General features: G+C 46.5%; 17 protein-coding genes and 1 pseudogene. 8 read left to right on the top strand and 10 right to left on the bottom strand.

What is annotated here, in order from left to right:
- The first annotated feature begins 44 nt into the window (after positions 1-44).
- From M3P05_RS07365 to M3P05_RS07350, 4 genes are all read left to right on the top strand, one after another.
- Positions 45-1,967, top strand: a complete 1,923-nt coding sequence (locus M3P05_RS07365) for a PrkA family serine protein kinase (protein ID WP_249698840.1) — start codon at positions 45-47, stop codon at positions 1,965-1,967.
- Between the two features lie 201 nt (positions 1,968-2,168).
- Positions 2,169-3,443, top strand: coding sequence for a YeaH/YhbH family protein (locus M3P05_RS07360; RefSeq protein WP_249698839.1), 1,275 nt, complete (start codon positions 2,169-2,171; stop codon positions 3,441-3,443).
- Positions 3,443-4,996, top strand: coding sequence for a SpoVR family protein (locus M3P05_RS07355; protein ID WP_249698838.1), 1,554 nt, complete (start codon positions 3,443-3,445; stop codon positions 4,994-4,996). The genes M3P05_RS07360 and M3P05_RS07355 overlap by 1 nt, the downstream gene beginning before the upstream one ends.
- 217 nt (positions 4,997-5,213) lie before the next feature.
- A complete protein-coding gene (locus M3P05_RS07350; protein ID WP_249698837.1) occupies positions 5,214-5,633 on the top strand; it encodes an H-NS family histone-like protein in 420 nt (139 codons plus the stop codon).
- A gap of 154 nt (positions 5,634-5,787) precedes the next feature.
- Here M3P05_RS07350 and phoR read toward each other — a convergent pair whose 3' ends face one another.
- The 6 genes and pseudogenes from phoR to M3P05_RS07325 all read right to left on the bottom strand — a co-directional run bounded on the left by phoR (position 5,788) and on the right by M3P05_RS07325 (position 10,067).
- Positions 5,788-7,116 (bottom strand): phosphate regulon sensor histidine kinase PhoR, encoded by a 1,329-nt coding sequence (gene phoR / locus M3P05_RS07345; RefSeq protein WP_249698836.1) that lies wholly within the window; start codon positions 7,114-7,116, stop codon positions 5,788-5,790.
- A gap of 82 nt (positions 7,117-7,198) precedes the next feature.
- The gene (gene phoB / locus M3P05_RS07340) at positions 7,199-7,894 is read right to left on the bottom strand and encodes a phosphate regulon transcriptional regulator PhoB (RefSeq protein WP_249698834.1); all 696 of its coding nucleotides are present in this window, start codon (positions 7,892-7,894) and stop codon (positions 7,199-7,201) included.
- A gap of 97 nt (positions 7,895-7,991) precedes the next feature.
- Positions 7,992-8,273 carry a hypothetical protein gene (locus tag M3P05_RS07335; protein WP_249698833.1) on the bottom strand — a complete coding sequence of 94 codons (282 nt, stop codon included), beginning with the start codon at positions 8,271-8,273 and terminating at the stop codon, positions 7,992-7,994.
- Positions 8,274-8,309: 36 nt separating this feature from the next.
- Positions 8,310-8,603: pseudogene (locus M3P05_RS21220) on the bottom strand (SprT-like domain-containing protein); the annotation flags it as partial.
- 30 nt (positions 8,604-8,633) lie between these two features.
- Positions 8,634-9,521, bottom strand: a complete 888-nt coding sequence (gene ubiA / locus M3P05_RS07330; RefSeq protein ID WP_249698832.1) for a 4-hydroxybenzoate octaprenyltransferase — start codon at positions 9,519-9,521, stop codon at positions 8,634-8,636.
- A 12-nt stretch (positions 9,522-9,533) separates the two neighbouring features.
- Positions 9,534-10,067, bottom strand: a complete 534-nt coding sequence (locus M3P05_RS07325; protein ID WP_249698830.1) for a chorismate--pyruvate lyase family protein — start codon at positions 10,065-10,067, stop codon at positions 9,534-9,536.
- A 493-nt stretch (positions 10,068-10,560) separates the two neighbouring features.
- Between M3P05_RS07325 and M3P05_RS07320 the strand changes: the two genes are divergently transcribed.
- Together M3P05_RS07320 and M3P05_RS07315 are read left to right on the top strand one after the other, a co-directional pair.
- A complete protein-coding gene (locus tag M3P05_RS07320) occupies positions 10,561-10,836 on the top strand; it encodes an HU family DNA-binding protein (RefSeq protein WP_249698829.1) in 276 nt (91 codons plus the stop codon).
- A gap of 214 nt (positions 10,837-11,050) precedes the next feature.
- Positions 11,051-11,452 (top strand): helicase, encoded by a 402-nt coding sequence (locus M3P05_RS07315; RefSeq protein WP_249698828.1) that lies wholly within the window; start codon positions 11,051-11,053, stop codon positions 11,450-11,452.
- An 81-nt stretch (positions 11,453-11,533) separates the two neighbouring features.
- Here the strand turns inward: M3P05_RS07315 and M3P05_RS07310 are convergent, their stop codons facing one another.
- From M3P05_RS07310 to M3P05_RS07295, 4 genes are all read right to left on the bottom strand, one after another.
- Positions 11,534-12,313: a phytochelatin synthase family protein gene (locus M3P05_RS07310; RefSeq protein ID WP_249698827.1), complete on the bottom strand. Its 780-nt coding sequence runs from the start codon at positions 12,311-12,313 to the stop codon at positions 11,534-11,536.
- A 22-nt stretch (positions 12,314-12,335) separates the two neighbouring features.
- Complete coding sequence (locus M3P05_RS07305) at positions 12,336-13,496, bottom strand: amidohydrolase (protein ID WP_249698826.1); 1,161 nt, start codon at positions 13,494-13,496, stop codon at positions 12,336-12,338.
- A 77-nt stretch (positions 13,497-13,573) separates the two neighbouring features.
- Positions 13,574-14,896: an APC family permease gene (locus M3P05_RS07300; protein ID WP_249698825.1), complete on the bottom strand. Its 1,323-nt coding sequence runs from the start codon at positions 14,894-14,896 to the stop codon at positions 13,574-13,576.
- Between the two features lie 405 nt (positions 14,897-15,301).
- Positions 15,302-16,588, bottom strand: a complete 1,287-nt coding sequence (locus tag M3P05_RS07295) for an L-cysteine desulfidase family protein (RefSeq protein WP_249698824.1) — start codon at positions 16,586-16,588, stop codon at positions 15,302-15,304.
- 456 nt (positions 16,589-17,044) lie between these two features.
- Between M3P05_RS07295 and M3P05_RS07290 the strand changes: the two genes are divergently transcribed.
- Together M3P05_RS07290 and M3P05_RS07285 are read left to right on the top strand one after the other, a co-directional pair.
- Positions 17,045-17,497, top strand: coding sequence for an Lrp/AsnC family transcriptional regulator (locus tag M3P05_RS07290; protein WP_249698823.1), 453 nt, complete (start codon positions 17,045-17,047; stop codon positions 17,495-17,497).
- A 179-nt stretch (positions 17,498-17,676) separates the two neighbouring features.
- On the top strand, positions 17,677-19,347 hold the full coding sequence (locus M3P05_RS07285; protein ID WP_249698822.1) for an NAD-dependent malic enzyme: 1,671 nt from the start codon (positions 17,677-17,679) through the stop codon (positions 19,345-19,347).
- Positions 19,348-19,357: the final 10 nt, after the last annotated feature.

The following is a 19,357-nucleotide window of genomic DNA, read 5'->3' as shown; positions in this document are numbered from 1 at the left end:
AAAGCAGTACACATTGAACATGCTTAAGGGCCAGGTAGGAAAATATGGAAATTTTCAATAATTACCAACAGCGTTATAAGTTAAAAGAGCAGGAAGAGATGTCGCTCCAGGAGTATCTGCAAAGGTGCAAGGAGGATCCATCTGCTTACGCCAATGCAGCAGAGCGAATGCTTATGGCTATTGGTGAACCGGAAATTATTGATACTTCCCGAGACTCCCGTATGTCTCGTATCTTCTCTAACAAGCTGATTAAGCGTTACAAGGGTTTTGAAGACTTCTATGGAATGGAGGATGCGATTCAGCAGATCGTGTCTTATTTCCGCCACGCTGCGCAGGGACTGGAAGAGAAAAAGCAGATTCTTTACCTCCTGGGGCCTGTCGGTGGTGGTAAATCTTCTCTGGCAGAAAAGCTCAAAAGCCTAATTGAGAAGGTTCCTTTCTATGCCATCAAAGGTTCTCCGGTTTTTGAATCCCCCCTTGGCCTGTTTAACCCTACTGAAGATGCAGCCATTCTTCATGATGAATATGGTATTCCCAATCGTTATGTAAAAGGCATTATGTCGCCCTGGGCTGTGAAGCGGCTCCATGAGTTTGGGGGGGATATCAGTCAGTTCAGAGTTGTTAAGCTCTTCCCAAGTATTCTTGATCAGGTTGCGGTCGCTAAAACTGAACCTGGCGATGAGAACAACCAGGATATCTCCAGCCTTGTTGGTAAGGTGGATATTCGCCAGCTGGAAGAGTATTCCCAGAATGATCCGGATGCTTACAGCTTCTCCGGGGCATTGTGCCGTGCCAATCAGGGCATGATGGAATTTGTGGAAATGTTTAAAGCACCTATCAAGGTTTTGCATCCACTTCTGACAGCGACTCAGGAAGGAAACTACAACAGCACCGAAGGAATGAGCGCGATTCCTTATGATGGAATTATTCTTGCCCACTCCAACGAATCAGAATGGCAAACATTCCGTAACAACAAGACTAATGAAGCCTTTATTGACCGGGTTAATATAGTAAAAGTGCCTTACTGTACGCGTGTTAGTGAAGAAATCAGGATCTACAGTAAACTGTTATTGAACAGCTCTCTCAAGGACGCGCCCTGTGCTCCTGACACTTTGAAGATGCTGGCACAGTTCACCACGCTTTCTCGTATCAAAGAACCTGAGAACTCCAATATGTTCTCCAAGATGCGTGTCTATGATGGTGAGAATCTGAAAGACACCGATCCACAGGCCAAGCCTCTGCAGGAGTACAAAGATGCTGCCGGCGTGGATGAAGGTATGGAAGGTTTGTCTACCCGTTTTGCGTTTAAGATACTTTCCAAGGTATTCAACTTTGATCCTTCTGAAGTTGCAGCTAACCCTGTGCATCTTCTTTATGTACTTGAAAGAGAGATTGAACAGCAGCAGTTCCCCCAGGAGACACATGAACGCTACCTGCGTTATGTGAAAGAGTTCCTGGCTCCTAAATATATCGAGTTCCTCGGCAAAGAAATCCAGACTGCATATCTGGAGTCTTATTCCGAGTACGGTCAGAACATATTTGATCGATATATCACTTATGCAGACTTCTGGATTCAGGATCAGGAATACCGTGACCCTGAGACTGGCGACATTCTCGACCGCGGTGCCATCAATGATGAGCTGGAGAAGATTGAAAAAGCGGCCAGTATTGCCAACCCTAAAGATTTCCGGAATGAGGTAGTGAACTTTGTACTTCGTGCACGAGCCGGAAATGAAGGCAAGAACCCAAGCTGGCTCAGTTACGAGAAGATGCGGACGGTGATTGAGAAGAAGATGTTCTCCAACACAGAAGACCTGCTGCCGGTTATCAGCTTTAACGCCAAGGGCAGCCAGGAAGAACAGCGTAAGCATTCTGAGTTTGTGAAGAGGATGGTGGAGCGTGGTTATACCGAGAAGCAGGTGAGACTGCTGTCTGAATGGTACATCCGGGTTCGCAAGTCTCAGTGATTTATACTGAAGCAGCCATGAGCGAAGTATCTTTTTCATCACCTTAAGGTGATGAAAAAGATACTTCTATAGTTAAAAGTGTAGATGTAGTACGAGGTAGTAGGCGCAAGAGGCGAGGCGATCACCAAGGATGTGAGCTGCAGCACCAAGGATGGTACTGCACTTCGCCTCGGGCGCTTCATTGCAACACAGGGAGTGTGTATGAGTATTGTTATCGACAGACGGCTAAACGGTAAAAACAAAAGTACCGTCAACCGTCAGCGTTTTATGAACCGGTATCGGAAGCATATTAAAAAGGCTGTTTCCGAAGCGGTGAATAAACGCAGTATTACCGATGTCGAAAGTGGCAGTAGCATTACCATTCCCCGCCGCGACCTTTCTGAGCCGACTTTCAACCACGGGCAGGGTGGGATGAACAGGCAGGTTCACCCTGGCAATAAAGAATTTATTACTGGTGATCGCATCAAGCGACCTCCCGGTGGGCAGGGCAGTGGTGGCGGTAATGGCCAGGCCAGTGATCAGGGTGAAGGTATGGATGACTTCACCTTCAATATTAATCACGATGAGTTTCTGGAGTTTATGTTCGATGACCTTGAGTTGCCGAACATGAAAGAGAAAGCCCTGCATGAGACTGTAGAGTTTCAAACCCATCAGGCCGGTTTTACCACTGATGGGCCACCTGACAGATTAAATATCGTCCGCTCATTGCGTAGTGCCCATGCCCGCAGAATTGCTCTCGGTGGTGGTACGCGTCGGGATATTCGTCAACTGAAGCGAGAGCTTCGGGAGATGGAGGTACAACCTGGAGCATACGATGAAGAGCGGGCGCAGTTTTTAAGAGATCGCATCAAGGAATTGAATGGCAAAATGAAAAAGCTGCCATTTATTGATGATATCGATCTGCGTTACAACAATTTCGTTAAGGTTCCCCGGCCTTCCAATAAGGCCGTGATGTTCTGTGTGATGGATGTCTCCGGCTCCATGACTCAGGAAATCAAGGATATGGCTAAGCGGTTCTTTATCCTGCTTTATCTGTTCCTGCAGAAAAATTACAAACAGATTGAAGTGGTGTTTATCCGTCATCACACGGCTGCCAAGGTCGTGAATGAAGAGGACTTTTTCTACTCGCGGGAAACCGGTGGAACAATCGTCTCCAGTGCTCTTGAGATGACACGGGATACGATCGTTAAAGGATATTCCCCCAACGATTGGAATATCTATGTTGCCCAGGCATCGGATGGTGATAACTGGGAAGGGGACTCTTCAGTCTGCAGCAAGATTTTGATCAATGATCTCATGCCTTTGGTTCAGTATTTTTCCTATGTGGAGATTACAGACCGGCAGCATCAGAACCTGTGGCGGGAGTATGAAGGCATTCAGGACAAATTCCCTGATTCCTTTGCCATGCAGCAGATAAAAACCGCTGCAGATATTTACCCGGTATTTCGGCGTCTGTTCGAGAAAAAGGAAGCCTAATGTCAGACGATAACAAGACCAATAAAAAAGAGCCGTTGACAACCAGTTCGGAATGGACGTTTGACCTTATCAATGCCTACGACCATGAACTCGCGCGCATTGCCAATAAATACAGGCTGGATACTTACCCTAACCAGATTGAAGTGATCAGCTCAGAGCAGATGCTGGATGCCTACGCATCGATTGGCATGCCTCTGATGTATAACCACTGGTCATTTGGTAAACACTTCCTGAGTAATCAGCAGAGATATCAAAGCGGTCAGATGGGGCTGGCCTATGAAATCGTGATTAATTCCAACCCTTGTATTGCTTACCTGATGGAAGAAAACACTATGCCCATGCAGATTCTGGTGCTGGCTCATGCCAGCTATGGGCATAACTCATTCTTCAAAGGCAATTATCTGTTCCGTACCTGGACTGATGCCGAGTCGATCATTGATTATCTGATGTTTGCCAAGAAATATATTGCCGATTGTGAAGAGAAGCATGGTGTTGAAGCTGTGGAAGAGGTTCTCGATGCCTGCCATGCCTTGATGAATCAGGGCGTGAATCGCTATAAGCGTCCACGTCCGCTGTCTGCTGGTGAAGAGAGGGAACGCCAGAAAGAGCGTGAAGAATATATTCAGCGTACGTTGAATGATATCTGGAGTACGATTCCACAGCAGGAGAGGGCTCAGGAAAAAACCAACGAGAGGTTCCCTAAGGATCCTGAAGAGAACATTCTCTATTTCATCGAAAAAAATGCTCCTTTATTAGAGACCTGGCAGCGGGAACTGGTTCGTATAGTCAGGAAAGTCGCCCAGTATTTTTATCCACAGCGTCAGACCCAGGTTATGAATGAAGGGTGGGCCACATTCTGGCACTACACCTTGATGCACCACCTCTATGATGAGGGATTAATTGATGAAGGGTATATGCTGGAGTTTCTGCACTCTCATACCAGTGTGATTTTCCAACTGGACTTTGATGATCCCCGTTACTCAGGTATCAATCCATATACATTGGGTTTCCGGATGTTTATGGATATCAAGCGAATTTGCGAAGAACCTACCGAAGAAGATCGCCGCTGGTTTCCTGAGCTGGTGGATACTGACTGGCTGGATGCGGTTCATTTCGCGATGAAGAACTTCAAGGATGAAAGCTTTATTCTGCAGTACTTATCTCCTCATGTTATGCGGGAGTTGAGGTTGTTCAGCATTGTTGATGATGAGAAAAAAGCTTACCTGGAGGTTGATGCCATTCATGATGATATTGGTTACAGGCAGGTGAGAGAGGCACTTGCAGCACAATACAATCTGGGGAATAGAGAACCCAATATTCAGATTTATAATGTGAATGTGAAGGGAGATCGATCTCTGACCTTGCGTCATTACATGCATCAGACACGACCACTGAGTGAATCAGCTGCAGAAATTGTGAAACATATTCACAGGCTCTGGAAGTTTGATGTAAGGCTTGAAAGTGTTGATGGTGAGGAAATCAAGAAGACTATTTCTTGCCCCAAACACACAGAATCACAGAAAAAGACCGGAGCAATGATAGGAATGACATAACCTGGTTTCAGGTCGAATTTTTACAAAGCGCACGTTCCAGTGCACTTTCTTCGTCTAAAGTATTACCGGGTTACAAAATAGAAGCTGCAGGCAAAATTTGATCATTTATCAGAGCCTGCGGATAAAAGTTGAAATAAAAGCATCTTTTCAAGTTGTCAGGTCAGAAAGTATTACCTATTTTTTTTGCGCCTGTTGTATGAATGCGAGGGTTTAATATATGAATATATTTGATGAAGTGATGCATCGGCTTAGTAGTAAAACACGTATGCGTGGTTTATTTCGTGATGTTCATGTTGAAGACCTTGAGCGTATTGTAACGAGGCTTCAGGATGTTCTCGAAGAAAAAAAAGCCGCAGTTGAGGAGCAGCAAGAAAAAATAAAAGCCAAGCAGAACAGTATTGAAGTCATCAAAAAAATGATGGATGAGAAAGGAATTTCAATTGAGGACTTTGGCAGTACTGCTGTTGGGGAGAAGAAAAAGCGTAATATCAAACGCTATCTATTCGAGTTTCAGGATAAAAGTGGCAGCAACCATCAGTGGGAAGGGTCATTGACCGGGCGTGCCCCAAAGGTTTTTCAGGAATACCTGCAAAGGACTGGCAAGGAACGCTCCGACTGCATTATCGAAGAAAGATAATTAAACCTCCGAACCGTTACATTTGCATATTCTTTATGGCGTTTTTCCCTTTTGTGATGTGCTCCAGATATGGTCACGTTGGTTAACCGCGTTCTGTGCAGCTCCTTGGGAGAAAATCCACGTCCATAACCATGCAATAGTAACGGTTCGGGTGTTAAGCAGCTTTTTTAACCAGTCGGCTATGAGGAAACTGACAGGTGAAGCTGCTCCCTCTACCAGGACGACTCTTGATTAGCAGAGTTGCATCATGCCTTAGCAGTACATGTTTAACTATGGCAAGGCCAAGGCCTGTGCCTCCTGTTGAGGCATGTCTGCTTTTATCAACCCTATAGAAGCGTTCTGTCAGGCGTGGGATGTGTTGTGGGTCAATACCAATACCGTCGTCTTTAACAGTCAAATAACCAGTATTGAGACTAACAGTCCAGCGTATGGAAATATTTCCACCTTCCGGTGTGTATTTCACGGCATTGAAAATAAGGTTGGAGATGGCACTGCGCAGTTCTTTCTTATTTCCGAGAATCTGATCCTCATGAGCACAGTTGAAAATAATTTTATGGTTTTTATTGCCGCTGAGGGATTTTGCGTCTTCAACAATTGTGTTGATTAAGAGCGGTAATGACACTGGCTGGATATCCTGCTGACTATCCGCTGTTTCCAGTTTTGAAAGAGTGAGTAAATCATCAATGATATTAGACATCCTGTGAGATTGGGATTGCATTTGTCCGACCGCTTTGGGCAAAACAGGCACAGGTGGCTGTGGCATTATTTCTACAGAATGCGCCAGTGTTTCGAGGTAGCCGGTAATAACGGTTAAAGGAGTACGCAGTTCATGAGAAACATTGGCTACAAAATCCTTGCTCATTTGTTCGAGATGATGAATGCGGGTGTTGTCTCTAAACAGGATTAATCGGTTATCAGGACCATACAGAGTGATTGAGCAAAGAAGAGTTCTCTGTTCAGAAACGGGTGAAGGCATATCAAGCGGGTCCTGATAAGACTTCTGTTCGAAATAAGAGACGAAACGGGGGTGGCGAATCAGATTGGTAATAAGCTGTCCATGATCATCAGGAGAGCGCAGGCCGAGAATATGTTCTGCAGCCGGATTCCACCACTCAATCAAACTGTGGCGGTTGGTCATCACCACAGCATCCTGAAGGGCTGATGTTGATTGCTGAATACGGTCGATAACAGCCTGAAGCCTGTCACGCAGCTTTTCCTGCTTACGCATCAGGCGGTAAATACTGTCGAAGATATCTCCCCAGGATCCACGACTGGTAGGTGGTTCCTGGGGATCAGAGAGAGATGAGCTGTTCTCCAGCCAGCTGCCCAGCATAAAGAGTTGCCGGAGTGTCCAGGCAAGGTAAAAAGCACAGGCCAGAAGTAGAAAAATTGTGACCTGATCAAAGATTATGCCAAAGGCAAAGCTAAGCCCCAGAACGGCTGCCAGGCGCTTAAGCACAGACGATTGCCAGTTATGGTTCACGGTGTTTTCCGGTCATTCATGAAAAATGGCAACAAGATCTATCCTTGTACAGGATGAATGCTACCTGTTGCCGTACTACTTGTCATGCCTTTGTGGAAAAGCGGTAGCCGGTTCCCCTGACGGTTTGGACGAGTTTTTCGTGACTGTTGCCCAATGCCTTACGCAATCGGCGTATATGGACATCAACTGTACGTTCTTCAACGTAAACATTTCCTCCCCAGACATGATCCAGAAGCTGGCTTCGCGTGTAGGCTCGCTCCTGGTGTGTCATAAAAAACTGGAGAAGGCGATATTCGGTCGGCCCCATTTCTTTGGGTGCACCGTCAATAGATACTCGATGACTGGCGGGGTCAAGGGTCACACCCTGGACTTCAATGGGATCACTTTGGTTGGCTGCACCGGCTCTGCGAAGAACGGCTTTCAGACGGGCAACAAGTTCCCGGGGAGAAAAAGGTTTGGTGATGTAATCATCAGCACCGGTTTCCAGTCCCTGGATTTTATTATCTTCCTCGCCTTTGGCGGTAAGCATAATAATGGGAATGTCTGCCGTCAACTCGTCCCGCTTCAGGCGTCGGGCAAGCTCCAGGCCGCTGACAGTTGGAAGCATCCAGTCCAGCAGAACAAGATCGGGCTTCTGGTCGACGATAATGGCGTGGGCTTCCTGGGCAGCTTCTGCCTCAAGACAGGTGTACCCGGCCATTTCCAAAGCCACCGTTATCATATCCCTGATAGGTGCTTCGTCATCAACAATCAGGATTTTGTTTGTTGAAGCAATCATGGTTCGTTGTACTCACCCTGAGGCAGTCATCTATTAGACCTGATGAATTACAACGGGTGAATGTTGCAGAAATATGACAAATACAAAATCACCCCTGCTAAATATGCTCTGAATGTTCTATCCGATCAACTTTGACTGTACCTAAAACACGGTAATGCCGCCCTGTTGGGTGTTCTTCACACAGCCAGTATTTGCGTAATTTTCTAATGGTTTTAAAAGACCGGCCATTGATTATGAAGAAACAGCCCGAACTCAAGTCATTTAATACAGTGCCTTCTTCATCAATGAGTAGACCTTGAAGGTGAACATCTGTAGCACTGCTGGCTCTCGGTTTACTACTGTGGCTTTTTAAAACCTGAGCTGTCTCTTGGTTCAGCACATTCAAGTCCAGAATGCTTGTTAACAGCTTACTATAGATCTGCTTCCACTCTTTTCCGTGAGGTTGCACTTTTCGGCCGTGTTTGTCCCAGTTGATTGCATGGGCAACTTCATGGGTTAACGTGATCAGGAACTGTAGAGGTTCTAGGTCTCTGTTAACACTTATCCTGTGGGGTTTGTTTAAGTGAGCTGGCCTGAAATCACCAAGTTTGGTTTTTCTGGGTGCAGATATCTTAAGCTGGATTTTTCCTTCAATTAGCCAGCGGGCACAGAGAGCCTCTGTGCCCGGACAAACAAACGGGGAAAGTTGCTGAGCCAGGGAGTGTTTCATTAGTTGAGCGTGATTTGTAGATCGGCAATATCAGAGAATACAGCGATCCAGAATAATTCCAATCAAAACTGCCAGTCCAGCCCAATGGTTGGATAAGAATGCTTTGAAACACCCATCGCGATCACGGTCTTTGGTCAGTGTATGTTGGTAGATAAAGGAACCGGACATAAAAAGCACACCAAGATAATAGGCAGTGCCAAGGCCGGTCATCATCCCTGCTGCCAGCAATGCCAGAAGAGTGAGAGCCTGAAGCAGTCCAATAATGACATTGTCTTTTTCCCCAAATAGAATTGCTGTAGATTTTATGCCAATAGTCAGGTCATCATCCCGGTCAACCATGGCGTACTGCGTATCGTAAGCAATTGTCCACAACAGGAAGGCCAGAAACAGAGCCCAGACAACAGGGTCTACAGTATTGGTCTGAGCTGCCCAGGCCATAGGGATTCCCCAGGCAAAAGCTGCACCCAGAACGGCTTGAGGCCAGTGTGTAAAGCGTTTCATAAATGGGTAGGTGGCAGCCAGCGATGCACCAGCAAATGATAAGGCAATTGTCAGAGGGTTTGTCATCAGAACCAAAAGGAAAGAAGCTAGAATTAATATGGCAAACAGGATCAGAGCTTCCTTTTCAGAAACCTTTCCTGTTGCCATGGGGCGATCTTTGGTTCTTTTTACATGGGCATCGAAGTTGCGGTCGGCAAAGTCGTTGATCACACAACCGGCCGAACGCATAAGAACAGTGCCAAGAACGAAGATGACGAACAGTTCTGGCTCAGGCCATCCGTCTGCAGCCAGCCATAATGCCCAAAGTGTGGGCCACAATAGAAGATAGATACCAATTGGCCTGTTCAGCCTGGTCAGCTGGACATAGTTGTTCAACCTGTCCTGGTTAAAGAGAGTAGGGTTAAGGATACCTTTCATACTTCTTCTAAATTATCCCATTCCTGGCAAAAAATACTCGCACACGGCCAAAGGCTTATGACCCAAAAAGAAGCACGATCTTCTTCCCCACACAGGGTTCTGCATCTGGTCATAAACACGAGTTAACTCAATAGGCCCTCTTTCCAAATCGGGCTGTGCAAATAAAAAAGCACCAAGAGGGCGATTGTTCAGCTTAAGTAGCTGTCGATTACGCCCTTCGAGGCTGGTTGCAGGAAGAATACTGCGGGCAAAGACTCGTGGGGCGTTGTTACAAACCAGGACAACTTCACGAATGCTGGCAGCTTCCCGTTCCTGCATGGAAAGAAAACGCTGTTCACTGGTTGTTGGCCGCCCCCAGTCGTGATGAAGAACCTGCACCTCAAATGAACCGGAGAAAGTATCTTTCAAGCGCTGGGTCAGAGACCCGGTATCCAGCAACCAGTGTTTTAAGTTGGCGGGAATATCCCATGGCAGAGTGTTAAGGCTGTACCACTTCTGCTCTAAAAAAATATATTGGTCCAGAGTACTGACTGGGCAAGACTGCATAAATTACTTTTACCATGGAAAAACCTTTTTCACCCTTGCGAAAGAGAAAAAGGTTTTTCCTGCTCATGGCTGTTTGAATTCTCCCGCGCATCCAATCCGGGCTGCGTTTTATCGCAGCATGCGTGATAACACCTACTGATGCAAGCTTATCCCTGCAATGTCCCTGTCAAGATCATGAATAAAGACCGAAATGCCGCTTCGGAAATACTTTCAGGTCAGAAGAATAGAAAAGATTGATAAAAATGATGCTATAAACGTCCTTAGTGAGGGAGTCTATCTCTCTGGTTTATAAGAAAGTTTGCTTCTTTTGGAAGCTCTGAAGCTAATTTATCCGATATTTGGTGTTGCCCTGTTGCTGAGGCTGTTTTAATGTTGACGGCCGTGCTGGTGCTTTTATGTGCAGCATGTTTTCGGTAGTCCAGGGCCTTGGATGGGCCACTACTGGGAAATCAATAAAAATAATAAACAGTAAAAATGGATTCGAGAGGGAGTCATGCGCAAGCCAGAACTCATCACTGCAATTGCAGACCAGGCCGATCTCAGCAAGGATAAAGCCGGTGAAGCTTTAAACGCCATTCTGGAGCAAATTTCCAAGGCACTTGAGCGTCAGGAAACCATAAGTCTTATCGGGTTTGGTTCTTTCGCTCAAAGAGCCAGAGGTGCCCGCAAAGGTAAAAACCCCCAGACCGGTGAAGAAATCGAAATCCCCGCCAGTAATACTGTTGCATTCAAGCCTGGTAAGGCTTTGAAAGACGCTGTGAACCAGTAAAACTCTGTTCTCAGAGATCTCTCCTCTGGTAAAGGGTCTCTCACAAACCAAAATGCAGCACTTTTATTCTTCAGTGCTGCATTTTTGAACCTCCCTCATCTGAATCATTTTAAGCCCAAGTACTTATTAACCACGGGTTCTGTCATCTTTGCACTGGCACAAAAGAGGAATGTTTATAGACTGGTGTCACAATTCTTTCATTGGGGGGAGCCTTGTGAAATTTAAACTGCTGCTGTTGGCTCTTGGCGTTATGATGAAACGTGCCAGCAAAAACAAGCCAGAGTTCAAAAAAGTGCTTGAAGGGAAGGATATGACCTTTGAGCTTTCCAGCGTGGAGGGTGTTTGCCGTAGTTATACCGTGAAAGAGGATAAAGTGACCTCAGCCAGCGGTAAAATTGTTGAAGACCCGGAGTTTGCTATCCGCTTTGAAACCTCAACTCTTGGATGGGACGCACTGACAAAGCCTGAAGGCCAGGCCATTTTCATGAGAGGAATTCAGGATAAAACAATCCGCATTGAAGGAAACCCCATGGAAGTTATGTGGTTTCAGAAAGCTGTGGAAAAAGCGTTGCCATCAATGCTGCAACCTAAGAAGAAAAAGAAAGCGGTTGCTTAATACCTAATCAAAAAAACAGCCCGGAAATATCCAGGCTGTTTTCTCTCTCTGCGACAGTGCACCAGGGGCGCTGACTGAATATTACAGAGTGTCGCTAACCACTACGTAACCGCGGTTTTTGTCGACATCTTTTGTGGCCAGGGCGGAGAACAGCTGGTCGCTGGAAACCCAAACCCAGTTTGCCTTATTTGGTGTTACGTCCATGATCAGGAAGGAATCAGATGCTTCATGGTATGCACCAATAGGAGAAATGTGGCCACCACCTGGCTGCTCAACACCCTTACGGGCATAGTTGATCAGCACGTACTGGTCAGCAGTATCCAGAGCGTTGATAACCTCTGCTTTCATTTCATTTAAGTTATCCAGGCTGTCAACGTGAACAGCTTTGGCATCCAACTGGTTTCCTTCAAGCATGGCTTCCAGTTCGCCTAGCTGGAAACCGTAATCCTTACGGCCACCTTCAACGGCTGGCTTACCCATTACCTGCTGAACGGATTTAGGGCTTTTCAGCATGGTGGTGTTCTGGGTGTAACGAGCATAAACAGGGCTGAAGCCGCCCTGAGGGAACCAGTCACGGTTTTCTTCAGCGACCAGAGATTCATCCAGAGGAATTTCAATCTTGTCGGCACGAACACGCAGAGCGTTAAGGACGATGGTAGTGGAAGCAACGCCGCAGTAAACTTTGTTTTCCTGGGCTTCAAAGTTGTTGGCCAGCTTGAAGAAGTCACCTTTATGCTGGGAGGTTTCCAGGCGGGAAATACCAGCTTTGGAAGTCCAGTCGACAACACTGGCGCTTACAGCTGAGCATCCCAGGGCTGAAATAATAAAAGCAGCAGCAGTTTTTTTGATCAGGTTTTTCATGGCTTTGATCTTAATAAGATTATTAATTTAAACGCTGTTGGGCAATACGGCACAGGATGGTGACCCCCATTGGGATAATGGAGTCATCAAAGTCAAAGTCACAGGTGTGCAGGTTGGTGCCTTTGCTTCCAATCATGAAATAGCAGGCACCGACGTTGTCATCTTTCTTGAAGAAAGCCATATCTTCACCACCAGGGCTGGGCTCAACATTGGTATCAACGTTGTTAGCTCCGACAGTCTGTTTGGCGATATCAACAACGCAGTCAACATGCTCGGTGGTATTGACTGTTGCCGGGCATAGAACTTCAAACTCGACTTCGGCTTCTGCGTCGTAAGCATCTGCGATACTTTGCGCAACCTGCTTCATTCGCCTCTTGAGGCAGTTACCAACTTCTTTCTCATAGAAGCGGATCGTGCCACCGGCTTCTGCAGATTCTGGAATCGAGTTAAAGACTTCACCACCCTGGATCTTGGTGACTGCCAGAACACACATCTCTGAACTGGGAATACACTCAGTCACGATGGACTGCCAGGCAGTAATAATCTTGGCTGAGATAGTGATAGGGTTAACGCACTTATGGGGAACGCTGGAGTGACCGCTTGAACCTGACACTTTAAGGCTGAACTTTTCACCAGCACCGGTGATAGGGCCATAACGGAGAGAAACAGTGTTCTCTTTCAGGCGAGGCATGTTGTGGAAACCGTAAACCTCATCAAATGGGTAGGTTTCAAACAAACCGTCTTCCATCATGGCTCGTGCGCCAGCACCAATCTCTTCCGCAGGCTGGAACAGGAACACTACCCGGCCTTTGAAATCACGGTGTTCAGAAAGGTAACGGGCTGTGGCAAGCAGCATGGCTGTATGACCGTCGTGACCACAGGCATGGGCAGCACCATCAAACTTTGATGCGTAAGGTTTACCGGTATTGTCCTGCATGGGCAGGGCATCCATATCCGCCCGGTAAGCAATCGTTCTGCCAGGACCCAGGTTACCATCCAGAATGCCGACAACACCGGTTTTTCCGAAGCTCCTGTCTACCTCAATTCCCCAGGAAATAAGCTTGTCTTCAACGAACTGAGCTGTCTGATGAAGATCAAAACCAACTTCCGGAAAGGAATGAAGATCCTGACGCCAGCTGGTGATTTCCTGATGCCATTGTTCGACGTATTCAATAGTGTTCATACCTAGCACTCCCAAGTTGCCACACCCGGAGGTGCGGCATGCCAACTTCCTTATTATTTAATCCCTATAACGACCAATCAGGCGTCAGCGAGAGCAGCAGACTGTTTAGCTTTCTTCTGAGCCATAAAGTACAGAGGAGCAATCACAACCATGGCACCCAGACCTACCATGATCTTGGTTGGGTTCTGGTCAGCCAGCAAAAACAGGCAGATAGTCACACCCAGAGCAGGCAGGGTGGGACCGAAAGGAACCTTGAAGGTTGGCTGCATGTCAGGGTTGTTGGCATAACGCTTGCGGAATACCAGAACGGCCAGACAGGTTGGGATGTACTGGGCAAATCGGGTTACCACACTCAGCATGGCCAGAGTGGTGAAAGAACCGGACAGTGCGATAGGAATAGTCACCAGAGCAGAAGCGATGATAGCTACAGTTGGTACACCGTTAGCATTCTTCTTGCCGAAGAACTCAGGAACCATCTTGTCTTCGGACAGAGGCAGCAGAGCACGTGGAATGTGGAAAGATGCTGCTACATTAATACCGGCAAGAGAAATAATGGAGCCAATGGTGATCATGTAGAAGCCCCAGTCACCAAATACAGCACGCGCAGTATCAGCAACAGGTACTTTGGAGTTTGCGATGTCTGGGCCCAGAACGCCAACACATACAGCCATAACCAGTGCGTAGAAAACCATAACGGCAACAATTACATAAACAATTGCCAGCGGCAGGTTACGCTTGGGGTTTTCCATATCTTCAGCCGCAGTACCGAAGGTTTCAAAACCGGTGTAAGCGTAGAAGCACAGAATCAAAGCAGAACCCAGAGTCTCACCAGACAGGGTGTACTCAGCAGTACCGGCAGCATCACCTGCAGGGAAAATAAATTCAGGGTTGATGGACCAGATTCCACCGGCAATCAGAATGACCAGAGGAAGCATTTTTGCCAGAGTGGAAACGTTGTTAACAATCTTGGTGGCGTTAACACCCTGCAGGTTGAGGAATGTAAGAGATGTCACAATGCCGAAGATAATCATATTTCGCAGCATTGTGTTATCTTCAAAGTGGAAAGTGTTAGCCAGGATGTTGGTCAGAGCAACAGCCATTACACCCCATGCAATGCACTGCATGATCCACTTCAGGAAACCAACTTCAAAGCCGGCAAATTGACCAAAAGCTTCTTTGGTGTAAACGTAAGCGGCACCATTCTTACTGAAATAGCCGGAAACTTCTGCAAAACTGAAAGCAATTGTTGCAACAATGCCCGCAGTAATAAGAACCAACAGGACTGACCAGTCACCAGCCAGATGATAAAGGCGGCTGGGTAATAGGAAAATACCGGATCCAATAATTGAGTTGAAGCCCAGTAATACAATACTGGCTAAGCCAAGTTTTTTCTTATCCATCATGTCCTACTTAAAAAATTCACGGGTAATGACTGGCAAACCAACATGACTTTTTTCAGGCATAAAAAAGCATCGTCATAATTTTTTATAACGACATAGACATGTTGGTTTTTATTCCAGAAAGGCGGAGAGACAGCCGGTTAAACTGGATTGTTGTATCTTTTCATTTTATTTTTCTGGGAGTGTTGATATTTGTCAAAAAGAACAAAAATCATGTTTATTAATTTTAAAATCGTCTATTTTTTAACAGTTTAATATGTGGTTGAGGCGCGCTTATTAAATTATGATATATTTTTTTAAATTAATAAAAATTAAGCCACAAGAAATCCTTCTAAATTAATAGAATTGTTTCTTGTGGCTTAATTTATTTTTGTGAGTAAATTAACTTAATTAATAAGTATCAACTCATTTCGTTGTCATGATCTTAAGGATCATTGTATCTGTTTCCGCCATTCCCTGATTTCCCAAAAGACCGATGTTATCAATGGTCTTTTCCAGGTCGTCTTCAATAATTCCTTCATGACCGGTAATTCGAATACCATCAAGGGCCATTAAAGCAGCTTTAATCGCTGCAGAAGCCGATGTTGAAACTTTTAGTGAACAACCTGTCTTGGCTCCGTCGCAGAACATACCTGTGACATCTCCAAACATGTTAAAAATGGAGTTACTCACTTCATCCAATTTACCACCCAGCAACCAGGTGATAGCAACACTTGCACCAGTTGCTGCTGTTGTTGCACCACATAGAGCAGACAAGGTGTTCAAATGAGATTTTATGTGAATAGCAGACAGGTGACTGAGAACCAGAGCGCGGATCAGTTGCTCTGTTGAGGCTTTGATCTGTTCTGCAACGGCTACAACCGGCATAGTGGCTGCAATACCCTGGTTGCCGCTGCCGGAATTGCTCATTGCTGGCAGCATGGCACCATCCATACGTGCATCAGAAGCTGCGGATGAACGCATCATGGCAAGCACAGACAGATCTTCAGTCAGATAACCACGTTCAATGTTTTTCTTGAAAGTCTTACCGATTTTCAAACCAAAATCTTCGTGCAGACCAGCTTCACTCAAAGCACAGTTCAGTTGGGCAGACTCTTCAATAAACATCAACTTATCCAGGTCTGCAGTTGTTGCAAACTCATAGATAGCTTCGATGCTCATTTCTGGGGTGCTGACTTCCTTGTCAGCAAAATGCTCAGGGTCCTGAACAGAGGCTTCCATGACCGCCTTTCCATTACGCTCCTGCAAGGTTACGTTGGTATGGCCGTCACGAATAATGACACGAGCGCTTTCATTTCCTGCCGTAGCAAGAACTTCTGAATAAAGAACAGAGGGTGTTTCAGTTACGGCGATAGAAACACGGTTGGCCTCAACCATTGCCTTGGCTGACTTTACGAAGTCCGGGGTAACGTCTGCCAGAACTTCCAGACCTTTATCAGGATTACCGCAGGTGCTACCCAGAGCTGCCGCAATTGGCAGGCCGACTTCGCCGGTACCGGGGATGCCAACACCCATACCGTTTTTCAACAGGTTTCCACTGACAAGAACTTCCAGGCGTTCGGGCTGGCAGCCGAGCAGGTGAGTGGCATAAGCAGCTGCCAGGGCCGTTGAAACAGGTTCAGTGCAGCCCAGAGCCGGTTTAACTCGATCTTTAATAATGGCTACAAAGCCGTCCCACTCCGGACGCCACATAACTTCAATCCTTGCTAATAGAAAAGTCGGTGAGAGTACGAAGTAATGATACGTGTGGTGGTATAGAAAAGTATTTTCTCTTTCGATGAAATGAATGGGCTTTTTGGAATATTTTCCCTCTCTCATTAGAGGAGGGAAAATATTTTTCTCAAGGTGTTATCTGGGGAAAATATGCCTCAATTTTGACCTGGCTTAATAAGTATCAGAGCAACTGCTTTCGTATATTCTTGCGGCGTTTTTCTTCACCCTTGCGCTGCGCTGCAACTCTGGTCACGTAGCTACGGCTACACTCCCGGCGTTGCGGCTTGATGGATGAAAAAATCAACTCCCCATAATATTCGAAAGCACGGTGAATGTTACTGAAGAATGTAAAGAAGAGTATTTTGGCTTTTATCCGAAAAACGACTTGTTATAGAATATTTTTCTCTTTTTTCCCTGCTGTTGGAATATATTTTCATGGATCAAAAAGACAGGAAAATACTCGGTTATTTGCAGGAGGATGCCTCTCTTTCGCTGAATGATCTTGCGGAGAAGGTCGACCTCTCACCAAGCCCCTGCTGGAAGCGGGTTCGTAAGCTCGAAGAAGATGGCGTTATTCGTAAACGTGTAGCACTTGTTGACCAGGACAAGCTTGGTCTGCCGCTGTCCGTATTTGTTCTCCTGAAAACCTGCAATCATAACGAAGAGTGGCTGGAACATTTTGCCGATAAGGCTTCCTCATTTGACGAAGTTGTAGAGCTCTATCGCATGGGTGGAGACTGGGACTACATGATGCGGGTTGTGGTAAAAAACATTCACGCTTATGACCAGTTCTACAAAAAGCTGATTAAAACAATCCCTGATCTCTGCAATGTTTCAGCCAGCTTTGCCATGGAACAGATTAAGTACACAACAGCTTTGCCTCTATAATCTAGACCAACTCCGGTGCGGATCAGTCAAACGTTGACCCCGGTCTACTTGTGTTGATGTCGGGAGATTTATCCTAATACGTCGCTCAGTGGTTTCAGAGTCAAGGGGACTGACAGAGAACCCGTTGAGTAGAGCCGAGCATTAACTCCTTCCCCTTATTAATTTCACTGAAGCTACAAATGAGCGAAGTCGATTCCAATTGCATTCATACCGTTTTGACAGGTCGTACCCTTCTGGAAAACTCCCTGCTGAACAAAGATACGGCCTTCTCAATGGAAGAGCGCAGCGAGCTTGAGCTGCATGGCCTGTTACCCCCGCGGGTTGAGACACTGGAAGAGCAGTGCCGTCGTGCGTACAAATCTTTTTCTGTTAAACCGACACCGATCCTGAAGCATATTTATCTGCGTCAGCTGCAGGATACCAATGAGACTCTGTATTACGCACTGATCCAGCGCCATCTGGAAGAGATGCTGCCGATTATCTACACCCCGGTGGTCGGTCAGGCCTGTCAGCGCTTCAGTGATCTCTATCGCCGACCCCGTGGTCTGTATATCTCTTATCCGGAAAGAGATCGCATTGATGCCATGCTGGCCAACTTCAAGCGCAATATTGAAGTGATAGTGGTCACTGATGGTGAGCGTGTTCTGGGTTTGGGTGACCAGGGTATTGGCGGTATGGGTATCTGTATCGGCAAGCTGTCCCTTTACACTGCGGTTGGCGGTATTGCACCAAACAAGACTCTTCCAATTACCCTGGACTGTGGCACAAATAATCAGCAGCTTCTTGATGATCCAGCTTATCTTGGCTGGAGACATAAGCGTATTGATGATGAAGAGTACTATGCGTTTGTCGACAGCTTTATCCAGGCTCTGAAACGTCGTTGGCCAAAAGCTCTTCTGCAGTTTGAAGATTTCGCTATTCATCATGCAACGCCATTGCTGGATAAATACCGCAGCGAGCTGTGCAGCTTCAATGATGATATTCAGGGAACAGCAGCCGTTGCAGCTTCCACTCTTCTGGCTGCTGCACGCACTGCAGGCAAGCCGCTGGAAGAGATGAAAATTGCATTCCTTGGCGCGGGTTCATCCGGTTGTGGTATTGCCGGCCAGATTATTCGTCTGATGGTAGAACGCGGCCAGACTGAAGAAGAGGCTCAGAAGCGTATCTATATGGTGGATCGCTTTGGTCTGCTTAATGATGAAATGGAAGGCCTGTATCCATTCCAGCAGAAGCTGACTCACAAGAAGAGTGAAATTGAAGGCTGGTCCAATACTGACGGTGTCTTCATGATGGATGTTATCCGTCATGCAAAACCCGATGCCATTATCGGTGTATCCGGTCAGCCAGGCCTGTTCACGAAAGAGATCATTGAACAGATGGCTGAGAACCATAAGCAACCAATTATTTTTGCTCTCTCCAACCCAAGCAGTCAGATTGAAGCGACTCCTGAACAAATTGTGAGCTGGAGTGGTGGACGTGCTTTGGTTGCAACTGGAAGTCCATTTGACCCGGTTGAGTTTAATGGCAAGGTTTATCCGGTCGCACAGTGCAACAATATTTATATCTTCCCAGGCCTTGGTCTGGGTGCACTGGCCTGCGGTGCCGAACAGGTTTCTGATGGCATGCTGAACGCAGCGGTTGAGACCCTTGCGATCTCTGCTCCAGAGGGAACTCTGTTACCACCAATGAATGATATTAAGCGAGTAACTGGTGAAATTGCCCGTGCAGTAGCTTTGCAGGCTCAGAAGGAAGGTTTAGCTCCTGAGTGTGAAGTCAGTGTTCTGGAAGAACGCATTCGCCAGCAGATCTGGAAGCCAGAGTACCGTCGTGTACGTGTGGCATACTGCTGAGATCTTTAGA

Origin of the sequence: Parendozoicomonas callyspongiae (assembly GCF_023502345.1) — a bacterium.
Lineage (GTDB): Bacteria > Pseudomonadota > Gammaproteobacteria > Pseudomonadales > Endozoicomonadaceae > Sansalvadorimonas > Sansalvadorimonas callyspongiae.
The sequence above is the reverse complement of the archived record's forward strand: the minus strand, read 5'-3'. Positions and strand labels throughout refer to the sequence as shown.

Coding starts and splice junctions, on each gene's coding strand:
- M3P05_RS07365 (WP_249698840.1), top strand. CDS start 45: ATGGAAATTTTCAATAATTACCAACAGCGTTATAAGTTAAAAGAGCAG.
- M3P05_RS07360 (WP_249698839.1), top strand. CDS start 2,169: ATGAGTATTGTTATCGACAGACGGCTAAACGGTAAAAACAAAAGTACC.
- M3P05_RS07355 (WP_249698838.1), top strand. CDS start 3,443: ATGTCAGACGATAACAAGACCAATAAAAAAGAGCCGTTGACAACCAGT.
- M3P05_RS07350 (WP_249698837.1), top strand. CDS start 5,214: ATGAATATATTTGATGAAGTGATGCATCGGCTTAGTAGTAAAACACGT.
- phoB (WP_249698834.1), bottom strand. CDS start 7,894: ATGATTGCTTCAACAAACAAAATCCTGATTGTTGATGACGAAGCACCT.
- ubiA (WP_249698832.1), bottom strand. CDS start 9,521: ATGAAAGGTATCCTTAACCCTACTCTCTTTAACCAGGACAGGTTGAAC.
- M3P05_RS07325 (WP_249698830.1), bottom strand. CDS start 10,067: ATGCAGTCTTGCCCAGTCAGTACTCTGGACCAATATATTTTTTTAGAG.
- M3P05_RS07320 (WP_249698829.1), top strand. CDS start 10,561: ATGCGCAAGCCAGAACTCATCACTGCAATTGCAGACCAGGCCGATCTC.
- M3P05_RS07310 (WP_249698827.1), bottom strand. CDS start 12,313: ATGAAAAACCTGATCAAAAAAACTGCTGCTGCTTTTATTATTTCAGCC.
- M3P05_RS07305 (WP_249698826.1), bottom strand. CDS start 13,496: ATGAACACTATTGAATACGTCGAACAATGGCATCAGGAAATCACCAGC.
- M3P05_RS07300 (WP_249698825.1), bottom strand. CDS start 14,896: ATGGATAAGAAAAAACTTGGCTTAGCCAGTATTGTATTACTGGGCTTC.
- M3P05_RS07295 (WP_249698824.1), bottom strand. CDS start 16,588: ATGTGGCGTCCGGAGTGGGACGGCTTTGTAGCCATTATTAAAGATCGA.
- M3P05_RS07290 (WP_249698823.1), top strand. CDS start 17,045: ATGGATCAAAAAGACAGGAAAATACTCGGTTATTTGCAGGAGGATGCC.
- M3P05_RS07285 (WP_249698822.1), top strand. CDS start 17,677: ATGAGCGAAGTCGATTCCAATTGCATTCATACCGTTTTGACAGGTCGT.